Below are 15,473 nucleotides of genomic sequence, written 5' to 3' on the forward strand. Positions count from 1 at the left end.
AGGTCTGCGCTCGGCAACACTATTCGCAGTGGCTCAATGACTCAGAGCTGCGGCGCCGGTTGCGCGCCGTGTGCAGCGTTTAGCCATGCAGGGATGCGCTGTTCCAGGTAATAAGTGGGCGTTTTGATCGTGCCGCCGACGAAGCCAACATGGCCGCCCTTTTTCTGCAGGTCGAACTCGGTGCAGTGGGACAACTCCGAAAGCTCCGGCAAGCTGTGCTTGAACACAAACGGATCATCCAGCGACTGGATCAACAGAGTGGGTGTCCGGATAGCGCCGAGGAAGTAGCGGCTGGAGGCGCGCTTGTAGTAGTCCTGCGCATCCAGGAACCCATTGAGCGGCGCGGTCACTCGTCCGTCAAAATCCCAGAAGGTGCGCATGTCTTTCAGCGAACCCAGGGCTGCCAGCTCCGCCAGGCCGTCGCTCAGCCCTTCGTGCTGGAAGCGGCGTTGCTTGTCCTTGATGTACCCGACCATTTCGCGCATGAAATGACGCTGGTACACCCTGGAGAACCCCAGCCCGATCCGGTCTGCGCACTCGTCCAGACGAAATGGCACAGAGACCGCGACGGCGCCTTGCAAATGGCTGTCGAGCCCGGTCTCTCCGAGGTGTTTTAGCAAGATATTGCCACCCAGGGAGTAACCGACGGCGTAGAGCGGTGCCAGCGGTCTGGCCGTACGTAAATGGTCAATCACGGCAGCGAGGTCTTCGCTGGCGCCGGAGTGATAACTGCGAGGTAGAAGGTTCGGCTCCCCGGAGCAGCCGCGCCAGTTAAGCGCCACGCTTGCCCAACCCTGCTTTTGCATGGCGTGCTGCAGCCCGGCGACATACGGGGAGTTGGATGAGCCGGTCAGGCCGTGCAACACCAGTACAACCGGCACAGTGGCGTCGTGGGGACCGTGCCAGTCCATGTCCAGAAAATCCCCGTCTTGCAGCCACATACGCTCGCGCCTGCGGTCAAGGTGGGTGGTCTTGCGCCAGAGCGGTCCCCACAGGGTTTGCAAATGCGGATTGCCCAGCCCGAAAGCCGGTACAAACCTGGCTGGATCAGCTTGCGGCAACACTTCGCTCCCACAGCGCGTAATGCACCTGCCCGGCTTTCTTCTCGCGGTGCAGCCGCCAGTTGGCCGGCATTCCCAGGCTGGAGGGCGCGGTTTCGCTTTCGGTGTAGATCCACGCGTTGTCGGCCAGCCAATTGCGATCTTCCAGCAACGTACACGCTGGCATCAGCAGGTCCTGGTGGAAAGGAGGGTCAAGAAAGACCACGTCGAATTGCTCGGCGGGCTGCGTTTCCAGATGGCGCAGGGCATCGCCGGTCGCGGTTTTGCCAACCGTGCAGCGCAGCGTGCCGAGGTGCTCGCGAAGACTTGAGATCGCCATCGAGTTGGTGTCCAGCGCCAGGCCCATGCTGGCGCCGCGCGACAAGGCTTCAAGGTACAGCGCGCCGCTGCCGGCGAACGGATCGAGGACGCGTGCGCCTTCGATGTACGGCGCCAGCCAGTTGAACAGGGTTTCACGCACGCGATCCGGGGTTGGGCGCAAACCGGGCGCGTCGGGGAAACTCAGACGCCGACTGCGCCATTCGCCGCCGATGATTCGCAGTTGGCCCAGGCCCGTGTGGATTTTGTGCCCTTTGTGAATACGCGGCGGCTTGGAAGTCGAGGTCATCAGTGCTCCGGAACGCCAAGCGGTTGCTCGGCAGGTTTGTCAGTAGGGGGCGGCAGCGGCTTCTGCGGGACAGTCGGCCCTGCGGTCACGATCACCAGCTTGTCAGCGTCCAGATGCTTGTTCATTACGGTCTTGATCTGTTCGACCGTGATGTCCTGGGACTGCGTCATGAAATCTTCGAGGTAGGTCAGCGGCAAGTTATAGAAACCCACGGCGCCCAGTTGGCCGACGATGGCCGCATTGCTTGCGGTCGCCAACGGAAAACTGCCCGCCAGTTCGCGCTTGGCGTCGTCCAGTTCTTTTTGCGTTGGGCCGTTGGCAAGGAAGTCACGGGTAATGTCCTTGACCAGCTTGAGGGTGTTTTCGCTCAGTTCGGCGCGGGTCTGCAGGCTGATCATGAACGGACCCTGCGCCTGCATCGGCGTGAAGCCTGACGATACGCCGTATGTCAGGCCACGCTTCTCCCGCACTTCGGTCATCAGGCGGCTGCCGAAGCCACCACCGCCGAGGATCGAGTTGCCCAGCGACAACGCTGCGTAATCGGGATCGGCTCGGGTGATCCCCAGTTCAGCCAGCATCAAGTGCGTCTGCTTGGACGGAAACTCGATATGCGTTTCACCAGCCTTGGGTTCGGTCGGCGCAACGGTTTTAGCCAGCGCCGGACCTTTCGGCAGCGCGGCAGACACCTGGGCTGCGACCGCTTCGGCTTCTGTGCGGTTCAGGTCACCCACCAATGCAATGACAGCATTGCCGGCGGTGTAAGCCTTGGCGTGGAAGGCTTTCAGCTGAGCCAGCGTCAGAGGCGCAATGCTCTTGGCAGTCCCCATGCTCGGGTGTGCGTAGGGATGATCGCCGTACAACCGCTTGAACAGCTCATCGCCCGCGAGTTTGCCCGGGTTTTGCTTTTGATATTCGAAGCTGGCCAATAACTGGTTTTTGATTCGTGCGAGCGAGTCCGCCGGAAAGGTAGGTTTGCCGACGACGTCCGCGAACAGTTTCAAAGCCGGCTCGCGTTTGTCTGCCGCGCTCAGGCTGCGCAGTGAGGCAATCGCCATGTCGCGGTAGGAGCCGTTGCCAAAGTCAGCGCCCAGTCCTTCAAAACCTTCAGCAATCGCGCTGACATTTTTGCCTTTGACCCCTTCGTTGAGCATCGCGTTGGTGACGAGAGCGATGCCCGGCGTGGCGCCGTCCTGGCTGCTGCCTGCGGCAAACAACAGACGCATGTCGAACATCGGCAGCTCATGGGCCTCGACAAACAGTACCCGCGCGCCCTCGGCCGTATTCCACGACTGAATATTCAGCGAGCGCCGGGCGGGCGCCTTGCTGTCCAGCTCTTTGAGCGATTCAAGGGTATTGGCGGCTTTGTCGATGGCTTTCGGTGCTTCGACGGGCGTGTCTGCCATGACGTGCGCAGCGCCAGACAGGCCGAAAGCAATCGCGATTACCAGAGTGCGAGCCCGCGTTCGGGCAATGCTGAACTCGTTGCGCCGGGTCATTGGGCTTTCTCCTCAGGCAAAACATGCGCAACGGCGAGGCGCTCGCGAGTGAAATAGGTACGTGCGGCTTTCTGGATGTCTTCCGGGGTCACGCTTTGCAGCGCCGCCAGCTCCTGATCGATGAGCTTCCAGGACAGACCGACCGTTTCCAGTTCGCCGATGGTGCTCGCCTGGCTGGTGATCGAATCGCGCTCGTACACCAATGCGGCAATTACCTGAGCCCGAACGCGCTCAAGTTCTTCTTTGGTGGGCGGTTTGTTTTTCAATTCGTCGAGCAGGCGCCAGATACCGGCTTCTGCGTCGGCCAGGGTTTTCTTTTTTTGCTGATTGGGTGTGGCGCTGATGGTGAACAGGCTGTCGCCGCGCGTGTAAGCGTCGTAATCGGAGGAGGCGCCGGTGACCAGCTCCTCGCCGCGCTCTAGCCGCGTCGGGATGCGCGCGCTGTAGCCGCCGTCGAGCAAAGCGGAAATCAGACGCAGGGCATTGACCGATTGAGGGTCAGTGGCGGTGGCCAGGCTCGGCACGTTGAAACCGTACATGAGGCTCGGCATCTGCGTGGCGACATGCACGGTGATCTGGCGAAGGCCCGGCTCGGCGAGCTCCAGCGGCTTTTTGGAGGGTGGCACAGCGCGACGCGGCACAGGACCGAAGAATCGTTCGGCCAGCGCTTTCACTTCGTCGGGCTTGACATCGCCGACCACTACCAGCGTGGCGTTGTTTGGCACGTACCAGGATTCGTACCAGTGGCGAAGTTCTTCGACCTTCATGCGGTCAAGGTCGGCCATCCAGCCGATGGTCGGGGTGTGGTAACCGCTGGCAGGATAGGCGATGGCCTTGAAACGCTCGTAGGCTTTGGCGTTTGGCTTGTCGTCGGTGCGCAGGCGGCGCTCTTCTTTGATGACCTCGATTTCCCGCGCGAACTCCTCAGGCGGCAGGCGCAGGGTGGCCATGCGGTCGGCTTCCAGCTCAAAGGCTACTGCCAGACGGTCACGTGCCAAAACCTGGTAGTACGCGGTGTAGTCATCGCTGGTGAAGGCGTTCTCCTCAGCGCCCAGGTCACGCAGGATCAGCGACGCTTCACCCGGCCCGGCCTTGGAGCTGCCCTTGAACATCATGTGCTCCAGGGCATGGGACAGCCCCGTCTGGCCGGGCGTCTCGTAGCTGGAGCCGACCTTGTACCAGACCTGCGACACCACAACGGGGGCGCGGTGATCTTCACGCACGACCACCTTCAGGCCGTTATCCAGCGTGAATTCGGTGGTGGGTTGTGGGTCGGCAGCCAGGGCGGCTAAAGGCAAACAGATTGTGCCGAGCAGCAGGCCTGCGGCACGGCGGGCAAGAGCATTCATTCGTGATTTGAACCTTGGAGACGGCCTGCTTAGCGTCAGCGGGCGCGGGGGTGTTAGGATAGCGGCCAGTTTGTTCCGCGACTACGGTTAAGACGTCCGATCCGTAAACGGGCCCTGTAGGACGTGGCCGTGACTGTCGTTACAACGGCTCTGTAATGAACGAGCCATGAAGCAATGCGACCTATGAACAAGCGGACATAAAAGCAGTCTGTTTCGCATACAGAATTTATCAGAGGCGCCGCTCTGGCGCGTCGTTACCGTGAGATAGCCGTCCTCCATGTTTGGTTCCAACGACGACAAGAAGACCCCAGCCCCGGCTGGCGAGAAGAAAGGCCTGTTCGGATGGCTGCGCAAAAAGCCGCAGGAAGCCACGCCCGAGCCGCCTCAGAATGCCCCCGCGCCAGCGCCGCAAGCCGAGCCCGAGCAGGTTTCGGCAGTTGTCGAGCAGCATGACGCCCCGGTCATCCCGGTAGAGCGCGCGCCGCAACCTGCGCCACAGCCCGTATCGCAGCCCTCACCAGTGCCTGCCGCAAGTGAGGCACCTGCGGCCACTGAAGCGCCATGGCTTCAACTGCCCGTCGCCGAAGAGCCGGTTGCCTTCACCGACGAGCGCGAGCCCCATGTAACACCGGCAATCCCGGCACACACCCAATCCAACGTGGAATCCGGCGTTGGTGTGATGAGTCCGGCGCCGGCGCAACCTGCCGTGGTTGACACCACCTCCTTTGACGTTCCCCCGTCCATTGAACCGACGCCGGTCGCATTGCCTGACCCGGTCTCCGGCAACGACTTGCGATCGGTGATACCGCCCTTGCCGGTAACGCCTGCAGCCGTAGTCGCACCGGCGTTTCCAGCCCAGGAAACCCAGATAGCGCCGGTGCCGGCAGTGCCTGCAGCCGCTGAACCCAAGCAGCCGGGCTTTTTCGCGCGGCTCAAGCAGGGTTTGTCCAAGACCAGCGCCAGCCTTGGCGAAGGGATGGCGAGCCTGTTCCTCGGCAAAAAAGCTATCGACGACGATATGCTCGATGAGCTGGAAACCCGGCTACTGACTGCCGATGTGGGTGTAGAGGCTACCTCGGCGATCGTGCGCAACTTGACCCAAAAGGTCGCGCGCAAGCAGCTCACCGACAGCGACGCGCTGTACGCATCGCTGCAAAACGAGCTGACTGAAATGCTGAAGCCGGTCGAGGCGCCGCTGGTCATCGACTCAGCGCACAGGCCCTTTGTGATTCTGGTCGTCGGTGTGAATGGTGCCGGCAAGACCACCACCATCGGCAAACTCGCGAAAAAACTGCAGCTCGAAGGCAAGAAAGTCATGCTGGCTGCAGGCGACACCTTCCGCGCCGCCGCCGTTGAACAGCTGCAAGTGTGGGGCGAGCGCAACAAGATCCCGGTCATCGCGCAGCACACCGGTGCAGACTCCGCTTCCGTGATTTTCGACGCCGTGCAGGCCGCGAAAGCGCGAGGCATCGATGTGCTGATCGCTGACACCGCAGGTCGTCTGCATACCAAAGATAATCTGATGGAAGAGCTGAAAAAGGTACGGCGTGTGATCGGCAAGCTCGACGCCGACGCGCCCCATGAAGTCCTTCTGGTTCTGGACGCCGGTACGGGCCAGAACGCGATCAATCAGGCCAAGCAGTTCAACCAGACTGTCCAGTTGACCGGCCTTGCGCTGACCAAGCTCGACGGTACGGCCAAGGGCGGCGTTATCTTCGCTCTGGCCAAGCAGTTTGGTCTGCCGATTCGCTACATCGGCGTGGGTGAAGGCATCGACGATTTGCGAACCTTCGAAGCTGAACCCTTCGTTCAAGCCCTATTTGCCGAGCGGGAGCGCCCATGATTCGTTTCGAACAGGTCGGTAAACGCTATCCGAACGGACACGTCGGGCTGCACGAGCTGAGCTTTCGAGTACGTCGTGGCGAATTTCTGTTTGTGACCGGTCACTCCGGCGCAGGCAAAAGCACCTTGCTGCGCCTGCTGCTGGCCATGGAGCGCCCGACCACCGGCAAGCTCTTGCTGGCGGGTCAGGACCTGGGTCAGATCAGCACCGCGCAGATCCCGTTTTTGCGCCGGCAGATTGGTGTCGTCTTCCAGAACCACCAGTTGCTCTTTGATCGCACAGTGTTTAACAACGTCGCGTTGCCGCTGCAGATTCTTGGCTTGTCCAAGACCGAGGTGGTCAAGCGCGTCGATTCGGCGCTTGAGCGTGTTGCCCTGTCTGACAAAGCCGAGCTGTACCCGGGCGACTTGTCCACCGGCCAGCAACAACGCGTCGGCATCGCGCGCGCCATCGTTCACCGTCCGGCCTTGCTGCTGGCAGACGAACCAACGGGCAACCTCGACCCACGTTTGGCGGCGGAGATCATGGGCGTGTTCGAAGATATCAACCGATTGGGCACCAGCGTGCTGATCGCGAGTCACGACCTGGCGCTGATCGCACGGATGCGCCATCGCATGCTGACGCTACAACGTGGCCGCCTGATCGGCGACGGGGAGGCTGGCGTATGAGTGCCACTCGCAGCCCAAAGGTTTCCGAGCGCGTTGCACCGAAGGCTTCGGACCCCGCACCGCAGAAGAAAAAGAAGCACGATGACGACGACGGCCCGAGTTTCGGCGCGTTGTTCAACGCTTGGGTGGAAGCCCATCGCTCCAGTCTGCTGGATAGCCTGCGACGCTTGGGCAAGCAACCCATCGGCAGCTTCTTCACTTGTCTGGTCATGGCCATTGCCTTGAGCTTGCCCATGGGCTTGTCGTTGCTGCTGAGCAATGTCGAACGTCTCGGCGGGTCGTGGCAGCGCGCGGCACAGATTTCCCTTTATTTGCAGCTGGAAGCGTCGCCCGGTGAAGGCGAAGGTCTGGTCCGCCAGATCAAGGAAATGCCAGGCGTGGCTGATGCCGAGTACATCAGCCGCGACGAGGCGCTGAACGAATTCCAGAAACAGTCAGGGTTGGGTGAGGCGCTTAAAGAGCTGCCTGAAAATCCGTTGCCCGGCGTCGTGCTGGTGACCCCGCTCGAAGTTGACAAAGCTGCGCTGGAAGCATTACGTACGCGTCTGGCCGAGTTGCCCAAGGTCCAGCAGGCCCAGCTCGATCTGGTCTGGGTCGAACGCCTGGCTGCCATCCTCAAGCTTGGCGATCGCTTTGTGTTTGGGTTGACCGTGTTGCTGGTCGCGGCTCTGCTGTTGGTCATCGGCAACACCATTCGTCTGCACATTGAGAACCGTCGCACCGAGATCGAGGTCATCAAGTTGGTAGGCGGCACAGACAGCTACGTGCGCCGGCCTTTCCTTTATATGGGTGCGCTTTACGGCTTGGGCGCAGGCGTGCTGTCGTGGGGCGTATTGGCGTTTGGGCTGGACTGGCTTAACGAAGCGGTCGTCAGGCTGGCCGGGTTGTACGGCAGTAATTTTGCCTTGGCCGGGGTGCCGGTATCCGATGGTCTGTCGCTCTTGCTAGGCGCAGTGCTCTTGGGGTATATCGGTGCGTGGATTGCGGTCGCTCGCCATTTGAGAGAGTTGGCACCTCGTTAACGTTGAGTTGTTTTAATTGTCATGTGTCTGGGTAAATTTTGTTTCACCTATTGACTTTTCAGCTAAGGGAACTTGTCTAGCGGTTCCCGGTCAATTTCGCAGTGCTGAACTGCACGAGTCATGTGTCGGAGGTTTTTTCGTATGACCACTTCTTTGCAACCTGCGTATGCCTTGGTTCCGGGTGCAAACCTGGAAGCCTATGTGCACACGGTAAACAGCATTCCATTGCTGACGCCTGAGCAGGAGCGTGAACTGGCCGAGAGTCTCTATTACGAGCAGGATTTAGGGGCGGCTCGGCAGATGGTGCTCGCCCACCTGCGATTTGTCGTGCATATCGCACGCAGTTATTCCGGTTATGGACTGGCTCAGGCTGACCTGATCCAGGAAGGTAACGTCGGCCTCATGAAGGCCGTTAAACGCTTCAACCCTGAAATGGGTGTTCGTCTGGTCTCCTTTGCAGTGCACTGGATCAAGGCCGAAATTCACGAGTTCATTCTGCGCAACTGGCGCATCGTGAAGGTCGCGACCACCAAGGCCCAGCGCAAGCTGTTCTTCAACCTGCGCAGCCAGAAAAAGCGCCTTGCGTGGCTGAACAACGAGGAAGTGCATCGCGTCGCGGAAAGCCTTGGCGTCGAACCTCGCGAAGTGCGTGAGATGGAAAGCCGCTTGACTGGCCACGACATGGCGTTTGACCCGGCGGCCGAAGCCGACGACGACAGCGCGTTCCAGTCGCCAGCCAATTATCTGGAAGACCATCGTTACGATCCGGCGCGTCAGCTGGAAGATTCCGACTGGACCGATAGCTCGACGGCTAACCTGCACGAAGCGTTGAACGTGCTCGACGACCGTAGTCGCGACATTCTTTACCAGCGCTGGCTGGCCGAGGAAAAAGCGACGCTGCACGATCTCGCCGAGAAGTACAACGTATCCGCAGAGCGGATTCGCCAACTCGAAAAGAGTGCGATGAACAAGCTGAAGCTCTCAATCGCTGCCTGATTGCTGCGACGAAACGCAAAACGCCCCGAGATGATCGGGGCGTTTTTGTTTGTGGTGCGGCGCTAAACCTGGCAGCACCAGATGCTATCTGTAGGAGCCGGCTTGCTGGCGAACCTGATCTGGCATTCACTGCGGATGCCTGAGCGGATGTGTTCGCCAGAAAGCCGGCTCCTACAAGGATTGGGGTGCGTCAGTTAAGTAGGTGACGGGCCGTATGAAGCGTTCCCGGGCGAGGCGCTTTTACAGCGAGTCGGCACCCGACCGGATTTTCAGCTACCACCTGCGACTGTGGTTCAGCCCCGTCAAATACTCATCCCCGCCCAACTGGCGCATCTGCTGACGGATCCAGCCCGCCCGGCGCGACACGTAACTGCTCGGGTGGCTGGCGCTCCATTCACGAGGATTGGGCAGAACGGCGGCCAGATAGCTGGCTTGCTGGTTCGAAAGCTGAGAGGCGTTAACGTGAAAGTGGTGCTGCGCGGCGGCCTGTGCGCCGAAAACGCCGTCGTCCCATTCCACACTGTTGAGGTACACCTCAAGGATGCGCTGCTTGGACCAGAACACTTCAATCAGCGCGGTGAACCAGGCTTCAAGGCCCTTTCGGAAGTAGCTGCGGCCTGACCATAAAAAGAGGTTTTTGGACACCTGCTGGCTCAACGTGCTGGCCCCGCGCAGCGAGCCGCCCTGCTCGTTGTGAACCAGTGCTGCCTGTATGGCGTCAATATCGAAGCCCCAATGCTCGGCGAACTTTTGGTCTTCGCCGGCAATGACGGCGAGCTTTAGATCGTCGGAGAGGTTGTCCCACGATTGCCAGTCGCGCTGCAGGTCGATCGGCTGGCCGTTGAACCAGGATTCAATTTTGCGCTCGACCATCAGTGCGGTAAACGGAGGAGGGACCCAGCGAAAAATCAGAACCAGCACGACACTCGTCGCTGCGAACCAGAGCAGGCCTTTGGCGACACGTCGAAGTAATAACTGCAGCATAGAGAGGGCTTTGCCGAACCGGTTGAGCGGGCCATTATACAGACCACGCGTCATCGAACCTGCCTGGAGTTGTACATGTTACGAACCTTTCTGATGCTGTCCGCGTTCTTTGGCTTTACCGGGGTCGCCCTGGGCGCCTTCGCGGCCCATGGGTTGAAAAACCGTCTGACTCCCGAGTATCTGGCAGTCTTCCACACGGGCGTGCTTTATCAGCTCATTCATGCACTGGCGATATTCGGGGTTGCGCTGCTGGCGATGCAGATTCAGGGCCGTCTCGTTACCTACGCAGGCATAGCGTTCACGCTGGGCATCATCCTGTTTTCCGGTAGCCTCTATCTCATGACGCTGACCGGTGCGAGCAAGCTGGGAATCATCACTCCTTTTGGCGGCCTGTTTTTCCTGATCGGCTGGGCCATTCTCGGCTGGACAGCCTGGCGGCTGGGCCTCGACACGCTCTGATAGCCCCCGTGCAACGTCCAGGCATCACAGCCTGGGCATCGGCCGCGCCTGAGACGAATGGCGTGGCTTTGCCTTGGTCATACCGGCTGATCGGGCTAGAATGCTCCCCCCTAAAATGATGGCTGCCAATCGCATGCGCATTCAGTTGAACGGTGAATCCTTTGAGGTGCCCGACGGCGAGACCGTCTCGGCATTGCTGACACGTCTGGATCTGACCGGGCGCCGGGTCGCCGTCGAGCTCAATATGGACATCGTCCCGCGCAGCCAGCATGTCTCCACGACGCTGACCGAGGGCGACCAGGTCGAAGTGGTGCACGCCATCGGCGGCGGCTAGATCGCAACCGCCAACGGCCTGACACGCACACACTGCAAGCCCCTCAACCGTAAAGAGGATTCCCGATGAGCAATGTTCGCAGCGACAAGCCGTTCACCGTGGCCGGTCGTACTTTCCAGTCGCGCCTGCTGGTCGGCACTGGCAAGTACAGAGACATGGAACAGACTCGCCTCGCTATCGAGGCCTCGGGCGCCGAGATCGTCACCGTTGCCGTGCGCCGGACCAATCTGGGCCAGAACCCGGCCGAACCGAACCTGCTCGACGTACTGCCACCCGACCGTTACACCATTCTGCCGAACACCGCCGGGTGCTACGACGCCATCGAAGCCGTGCGCACATGCCGCCTGGCCCGTGAACTGCTCGACGGCCACAACCTGGTCAAGCTTGAAGTCCTCGCGGACCAGAAGACTCTGTTCCCCAATGTCATCGAAACCCTCAAAGCAGCCGAGACGCTGGTCAAGGACGGCTTCGACGTCATGGTGTACACCAGCGACGACCCGATCATTGCCCGCCAGCTCGCCGAAATCGGCTGTTGCGCGGTCATGCCGCTCGCAGGGCTGATTGGCACCGGGCTGGGGATCTGCAATCCGTACAACCTGCAGATCATCCTTGAGGAGTCGAAAGTCCCCGTCCTGGTGGATGCCGGCGTCGGCACTGCTTCCGACGCCACCATCGCCATGGAACTGGGCTGCGAAGCGGTGCTGATGAACTCGGCCATCGCCCACGCCCAACAACCGGTTTTGATGGCCGAGGCCATGAAACACGCGATTCTGGCCGGCCGCATGGCTTATCTGGCCGGCCGTATGCCCAAGAAACTCTATGCCAGCGCATCCTCGCCGCTGGATGGTCTGATCAAGTAAGAGCCCGTTGATGACTGATTCGCACACGCCCGACCCGCTTCCCGACGACGAAGTGATGAATGACGAAAACGCCGAAGCCACAGGCGATGACAGCCATCACCGGCGTATCAAGAGCTTCGTGATGCGCGCTGGTCGCATGACCGAAGGCCAGCAGCGCGGTCTGGATCAGGGCAAGCCCCTTTTCGTGCTGCCGCTGGCTGACGCCCCTGTGGACTTCGATCAGGTATTCGGACGCTCGGCTCCGCGCACCCTTGAGATCGGGTTCGGCATGGGCCACTCCTTGCTGGAGATGGCAGCCGCCTCGCCAGAGCACGATTTCATCGGCGTCGAAGTGCATCGTCCTGGCGTCGGCGCCTTGCTCAACGGCGTTATCACGCAGGGTCTCACCAACCTGCGCGTCTACGACTGCGATGCCATCGAAGTGCTTAACCGTTGCGTCGCGGACAACAGCCTCGACCGCTTGATGCTGTTCTTCCCGGACCCGTGGCACAAGGCGCGTCATCACAAGCGTCGGATCGTCCAGGCCGAATTCGCCGAACTGGTGCGCACCAAGCTCAAGCCGGGCGGCGTGCTGCACATGGCAACCGACTGGGAACCCTATGCCGAGTACATGCTGGAAGTGATGAATGTCGCGCCGGGTTATCGCAATCTGGCCGAAGACGGCAAGTGCGTTCCGCGTCCTGCGGAACGTCCGATCACCAAGTTCGAGCGACGTGGCGAGCGCCTCGGTCACGGGGTCTGGGATCTGAAGTTCGAGAAGCTTGCCTGATCACTTTCTGATCAGGAGCAGCCCGAATTGCGGCTGCTCCTGATCTTTTGCAGCAAAATGCAGCTGCTACTCCTCTTGTCTGACCCACCTTTCCAGTTCTTCCTACCAAGGCTACAAAGTCTTCGGAATCGTCCGACATCCAATTTCAATATCGATCTTCATAGTCCCCGCCGTTGCATATATCAATATTGATGACGAGGAATGAAGATGAACAAGTTTTGGCAAATGGCTGCGATCGCCACGCTGATTGCGACCACCAGCGGCTGCGTCAGCTACAACGTCAGCCAGCCAAGCGCTTCGCTGTCCGGCGACGTGAAGACTGATCTGAAGGCTGACGTGAAGGTCGGTGAAGCCATCAGCGGCGAGTCCTCTACCAATGTCCTGTTTGGCTGGCTGAACATCGGTGGCGACACGCAGTTTGCCGACGGCGTGACCTATGGCGGCGCGAGCGGCGGTGGCGGCATCGGCCTTCCTCTGCCGGACCCTATCTCGTCCACCAAAGCGGCTGCAGCATTCAAAGCCGTGAAGTCGTCCGGATCGGATTTGATCGTTGCGCCGCGTTACGAAGTGACCGTCAACGACTACTTCATCTTCAAAAAGGTGAACGTGAAAGTGACCGGCAACAAAGGCAGCATCCAGAGCATTCGCTGATGGATTGATCGCACTTGGCTACAGCGAAGTGTGATTCTTGAAGAGCGCCCTTCTCGCATCGCGAGCAGGGCGTTTTTGCGTAATTGCGGGCCGCCCCTGTGCCGCCAGGCCCTCACTCGCAGGTGCGGTTCATGCCTCGATCTACTACTTGCGGTCTGCCACAACCCCAATCAACACCAGCACTACCACCAGGACGGGCGCCAGGCTGTAGTTGTTGAACTGGCTCAGCCCGCGGACTACCCACGGCGTCGCATAGATCAACGCAGCGCCACTGCCGATGGTGCATAGCAGCGCCATGATGGGAATGCGCAATGCGCCGGCGAAGCTGCCGATACGGCCCTCGATCCACCCCTTGATGTCGGTTCCGAACAGAATCAGCAGGCAGCCCACCAACGCCAGGGCGATTTCCGACAAATTGCTGCGACTCCAGCGCGAGACGGTGGCCAGCAGTTCGAGTACAAAATCCATTCAGTGTCCTTAGTGTGAGCGTTACAGGAGAAAGTGCTGCAGCAGGTCGTTGAGGAATAACTGGCCTCGAGCGGTCGCCACCAGCCTTGACGAATCGGTCTCCAGCAAGCCGCGTTGTTCCGCCTCAAGACGGGCGCTGGCCAGCGAATCGACGCTTAGACCGGTGCGGCGCTGAAATAACGCAGCGTCCACGCCTTTTGTCAGGCGCAACGCGTTCATCAGGAATTCGAAGGGCATTTCATCCAGAGGCAACAGTTTTTCCCCTGCCTGGAATGCCTTCGCAGGATTGAGGTAGTCCTTCGGTAGCCGGGTTTTCCAGGTGCGAATGATGCGCCCATCCGGGTGGCTGAGCTTGCCATGGGCGCCGGCGCCAATCCCGATGAAATCACCAAAGCTCCAGTAATTCAGGTTGTGCCGGGCTTCGCGTCCCGCCTGTGCATAAGCGGACACTTCGTACTGGGCGTAGCCGTTTTCCCGAAGCAGTGTCTGACCGGCCTCTTGGATATCCCAAAGAATGTCGTCTTCCGGCAGCACGGGCGGCTGATTCCAGAACACTGTGTTTGGCTCAAGTGTCAGCTGATACCAGGACAGGTGCGTGGGTGCGAGGGCGATCGCCTGACGCAGGTCGCTCAGCGCATCGTCTTGCGACTGGTCCGGCAGGCCATGCATCAGGTCCAGATTGAAGTTATCGAACCCTGCCTGACGCGCCATGCCCGCAGCGCGCACAGCCTCATCGCCATTATGAATACGCCCCAGCGCCTTGAGTTTGGCTTCCTGGAAACTCTGAATGCCGATGGACAGCCGATTGATGCCCAGGCTTCGGTAGGCGCTGAATTTCTCCTGCTCGAAGGTGCCCGGGTTGGCCTCCAGCGTTATCTCGATGTCCGGGGCAAAGCGGATGCGTTGCTCCACCCCACGCAACAGGCGACCTAGCGCGTTGGCGCTGAACAGGCTGGGCGTGCCGCCACCGAAGAAAATCGTGCTGAGTTCTCGTCCATAAACGTGGGGCAGATCCTGATCGAGATCGGCCAGCAGCGCGTCAATGTATTCCTGCTCGGGCAATACCGGGCTTGCCGTATGGGAATTGAAATCGCAATACGGGCATTTGCGTACGCACCACGGAATGTGGATGTACAGCGACAGCGGCGCAAGCTCGGCAAGTGGCGCACGCGGTTGCTCCGAGGAGAAACCGGCCGCGCCGAGAATCAGCGGCCGGGTGGTGGCGTCCTGAGTCATTGTTGATCCGCGCTCAACCCCAGACGCTGAAGCAGGAGGGCCATGGCGCGAGCGCGGTGACTGATCTGGTTCTTGTCGGCGGGAGTGAGTTCGGCGCTGGAGCAGTCGCGCTCTGGCACCCAGAACAGCGGATCGTAACCGAAGCCGTGCTCGCCGCTGGCGGCGGTGAGGATGCGCCCATGCCACAGGCCTTCGCAGAGAATCGGCAGCGGGTCGTCGGCGTGACGCACCAGTGCCAGAACGCACACGAACTGGGCGCTGCGTTCGTCAGCGGGAACGTCCTTGAGGGCGTCCAGCAATTTGGCATTGTTCGCCGCATCGCCCTGGCCATCGGCGTAACGCGCCGAATAGATGCCGGGCGCGCCGCCGAGGTAATCCACGGCCAGCCCCGAGTCGTCCGCCAGCGCCGGCAGACCTGAAATGCGCGCAGCATTACGCGCCTTGAGAATAGCGTTCTCGACGAACGACAGCCCGGTTTCCTCGGGCTCAACGCTGCTGAATTCACCGATGGAGCGCAGCTGAACGTTGGCGCCGAGCATGGCCTGAAGTTCTTTGAGTTTGCCGGCGTTATGGCTGGCCAGTACGAGCTGGGTGAGGTTCATGATAAGTCCGTGAAAGTCGCTGCGTGAATCTGCTGATTGAAGCTGAGCCCGTGGCATCGCAGGTGCCC

The 15,473-nt window shown here is 60.5% G+C and carries 15 protein-coding genes and 2 pseudogenes; 9 read left to right on the plus strand and 8 right to left on the minus strand.

The genetic code is table 11. The annotated features are described in order from the left end of the window. Nucleotides 1-41 precede the first annotated feature (41 nt). The 4 genes and pseudogenes from LT42_RS23295 to LT42_RS23310 form a co-directional block, all read right to left on the minus strand. Nucleotides 42-1,061 carry a hydrolase gene (locus LT42_RS23295; protein WP_037018819.1) on the minus strand — a complete coding sequence of 340 codons (1,020 nt, stop codon included), beginning with the start codon at nt 1,059-1,061 and terminating at the stop codon, nt 42-44. Then, entirely contained in the window at nt 1,048-1,668 is a 621-nt protein-coding gene (gene rsmD, locus LT42_RS23300) for a 16S rRNA (guanine(966)-N(2))-methyltransferase RsmD (RefSeq protein ID WP_037018821.1), read from the minus strand. Before rsmD ends, LT42_RS23295 begins: the two co-directional genes overlap by 14 nt. Continuing rightward, nucleotides 1,668-3,044: pseudogene (locus tag LT42_RS23305) on the minus strand (M16 family metallopeptidase); the annotation flags it as partial. The pseudogene LT42_RS23305 and the gene rsmD, both read right to left, overlap by 1 nt. 116 nt (nt 3,045-3,160) lie before the next feature. Then, nucleotides 3,161-4,513 (minus strand): M16 family metallopeptidase, encoded by a 1,353-nt coding sequence (locus LT42_RS23310; protein ID WP_037018825.1) that lies wholly within the window; start codon nt 4,511-4,513, stop codon nt 3,161-3,163. Nucleotides 4,514-5,066: 553 nt separating this feature from the next. On the opposite strand from LT42_RS23310, the pseudogene ftsY reads away from it, so the two are divergent. From ftsY to rpoH, 4 genes and pseudogenes are all read left to right on the plus strand, one after another. After that, a pseudogene (gene ftsY / locus LT42_RS23315) lies at nt 5,067-6,356 on the plus strand (signal recognition particle-docking protein FtsY); the annotation flags it as partial. Next, nucleotides 6,353-7,024 (plus strand): cell division ATP-binding protein FtsE, encoded by a 672-nt coding sequence (gene ftsE, locus LT42_RS23320; RefSeq protein ID WP_037018829.1) that lies wholly within the window; start codon nt 6,353-6,355, stop codon nt 7,022-7,024. The pseudogene ftsY and the gene ftsE, both read left to right, overlap by 4 nt. Next, nucleotides 7,021-8,046: a permease-like cell division protein FtsX gene (ftsX, locus tag LT42_RS23325; RefSeq protein ID WP_037018831.1), complete on the plus strand. Its 1,026-nt coding sequence runs from the start codon at nt 7,021-7,023 to the stop codon at nt 8,044-8,046. Before ftsE ends, ftsX begins: the two co-directional genes overlap by 4 nt. A gap of 141 nt (nt 8,047-8,187) precedes the next feature. After that, nucleotides 8,188-9,042: an RNA polymerase sigma factor RpoH gene (rpoH, locus tag LT42_RS23330; protein WP_037018833.1), complete on the plus strand. Its 855-nt coding sequence runs from the start codon at nt 8,188-8,190 to the stop codon at nt 9,040-9,042. A 273-nt stretch (nt 9,043-9,315) separates the two neighbouring features. Here the strand turns inward: rpoH and mtgA are convergent, their stop codons facing one another. Next, nucleotides 9,316-10,026 carry a monofunctional biosynthetic peptidoglycan transglycosylase gene (gene mtgA, locus LT42_RS23335; protein ID WP_037019261.1) on the minus strand — a complete coding sequence of 237 codons (711 nt, stop codon included), beginning with the start codon at nt 10,024-10,026 and terminating at the stop codon, nt 9,316-9,318. A 75-nt stretch (nt 10,027-10,101) separates the two neighbouring features. Between mtgA and LT42_RS23340 the strand changes: the two genes are divergently transcribed. The 5 genes from LT42_RS23340 to LT42_RS23360 all read left to right on the plus strand — a co-directional run bounded on the left by LT42_RS23340 (nt 10,102) and on the right by LT42_RS23360 (nt 13,099). After that, nucleotides 10,102-10,485 (plus strand): DUF423 domain-containing protein, encoded by a 384-nt coding sequence (locus tag LT42_RS23340; protein WP_037018835.1) that lies wholly within the window; start codon nt 10,102-10,104, stop codon nt 10,483-10,485. Nucleotides 10,486-10,603: 118 nt separating this feature from the next. Beyond that, nucleotides 10,604-10,819, plus strand: a complete 216-nt coding sequence (thiS, locus tag LT42_RS23345; RefSeq protein WP_338050502.1) for a sulfur carrier protein ThiS — start codon at nt 10,604-10,606, stop codon at nt 10,817-10,819. A gap of 65 nt (nt 10,820-10,884) precedes the next feature. Continuing rightward, complete coding sequence (locus LT42_RS23350) at nt 10,885-11,679, plus strand: thiazole synthase (RefSeq protein ID WP_037018837.1); 795 nt, start codon at nt 10,885-10,887, stop codon at nt 11,677-11,679. Nucleotides 11,680-11,734: 55 nt separating this feature from the next. Then, nucleotides 11,735-12,448, plus strand: coding sequence for a tRNA (guanosine(46)-N7)-methyltransferase TrmB (gene trmB / locus LT42_RS23355; RefSeq protein WP_037019267.1), 714 nt, complete (start codon nt 11,735-11,737; stop codon nt 12,446-12,448). A 207-nt stretch (nt 12,449-12,655) separates the two neighbouring features. Next, a complete protein-coding gene (locus tag LT42_RS23360) occupies nt 12,656-13,099 on the plus strand; it encodes a hypothetical protein (protein WP_037019270.1) in 444 nt (147 codons plus the stop codon). 144 nt (nt 13,100-13,243) lie between these two features. Here the strand turns inward: LT42_RS23360 and LT42_RS23365 are convergent, their stop codons facing one another. The 3 genes from LT42_RS23365 to rdgB are packed head-to-tail and all read right to left on the minus strand — an operon-like array spanning nt 13,244 to nt 15,408. After that, on the minus strand, nt 13,244-13,567 hold the full coding sequence (locus LT42_RS23365; RefSeq protein ID WP_037018839.1) for a DUF3392 domain-containing protein: 324 nt from the start codon (nt 13,565-13,567) through the stop codon (nt 13,244-13,246). A gap of 21 nt (nt 13,568-13,588) precedes the next feature. Further along, nucleotides 13,589-14,803, minus strand: a complete 1,215-nt coding sequence (gene hemW, locus LT42_RS23370) for a radical SAM family heme chaperone HemW (RefSeq protein WP_037018842.1) — start codon at nt 14,801-14,803, stop codon at nt 13,589-13,591. Further along, entirely contained in the window at nt 14,800-15,408 is a 609-nt protein-coding gene (gene rdgB / locus LT42_RS23375; RefSeq protein WP_037019273.1) for an RdgB/HAM1 family non-canonical purine NTP pyrophosphatase, read from the minus strand. Before rdgB ends, hemW begins: the two co-directional genes overlap by 4 nt. Between the last annotated feature and the right edge of the window lie 65 nt (nt 15,409-15,473).

Source organism: Pseudomonas lutea, from assembly GCF_000759445.1.
GTDB lineage: Bacteria > Pseudomonadota > Gammaproteobacteria > Pseudomonadales > Pseudomonadaceae > Aquipseudomonas > Aquipseudomonas lutea.

Excerpts from the sequence above, each read along its gene's own strand:
- rsmD (WP_037018821.1), bottom strand. The coding sequence starts at position 1,668 with ATGACCTCGACTTCCAAGCCGCCGCGTATTCACAAAGGGCACAAAATC.
- LT42_RS23310 (WP_037018825.1), bottom strand. The coding sequence starts at position 4,513 with ATGAATGCTCTTGCCCGCCGTGCCGCAGGCCTGCTGCTCGGCACAATC.
- ftsE (WP_037018829.1), top strand. The coding sequence starts at position 6,353 with ATGATTCGTTTCGAACAGGTCGGTAAACGCTATCCGAACGGACACGTC.
- ftsX (WP_037018831.1), top strand. The coding sequence starts at position 7,021 with ATGAGTGCCACTCGCAGCCCAAAGGTTTCCGAGCGCGTTGCACCGAAG.
- rpoH (WP_037018833.1), top strand. The coding sequence starts at position 8,188 with ATGACCACTTCTTTGCAACCTGCGTATGCCTTGGTTCCGGGTGCAAAC.
- mtgA (WP_037019261.1), bottom strand. The coding sequence starts at position 10,026 with ATGCTGCAGTTATTACTTCGACGTGTCGCCAAAGGCCTGCTCTGGTTC.
- LT42_RS23340 (WP_037018835.1), top strand. The coding sequence starts at position 10,102 with ATGTTACGAACCTTTCTGATGCTGTCCGCGTTCTTTGGCTTTACCGGG.
- thiS (WP_338050502.1), top strand. The coding sequence starts at position 10,604 with ATGGCTGCCAATCGCATGCGCATTCAGTTGAACGGTGAATCCTTTGAG.
- LT42_RS23350 (WP_037018837.1), top strand. The coding sequence starts at position 10,885 with ATGAGCAATGTTCGCAGCGACAAGCCGTTCACCGTGGCCGGTCGTACT.
- trmB (WP_037019267.1), top strand. The coding sequence starts at position 11,735 with ATGAATGACGAAAACGCCGAAGCCACAGGCGATGACAGCCATCACCGG.
- LT42_RS23360 (WP_037019270.1), top strand. The coding sequence starts at position 12,656 with ATGAACAAGTTTTGGCAAATGGCTGCGATCGCCACGCTGATTGCGACC.
- LT42_RS23365 (WP_037018839.1), bottom strand. The coding sequence starts at position 13,567 with ATGGATTTTGTACTCGAACTGCTGGCCACCGTCTCGCGCTGGAGTCGC.
- hemW (WP_037018842.1), bottom strand. The coding sequence starts at position 14,803 with ATGACTCAGGACGCCACCACCCGGCCGCTGATTCTCGGCGCGGCCGGT.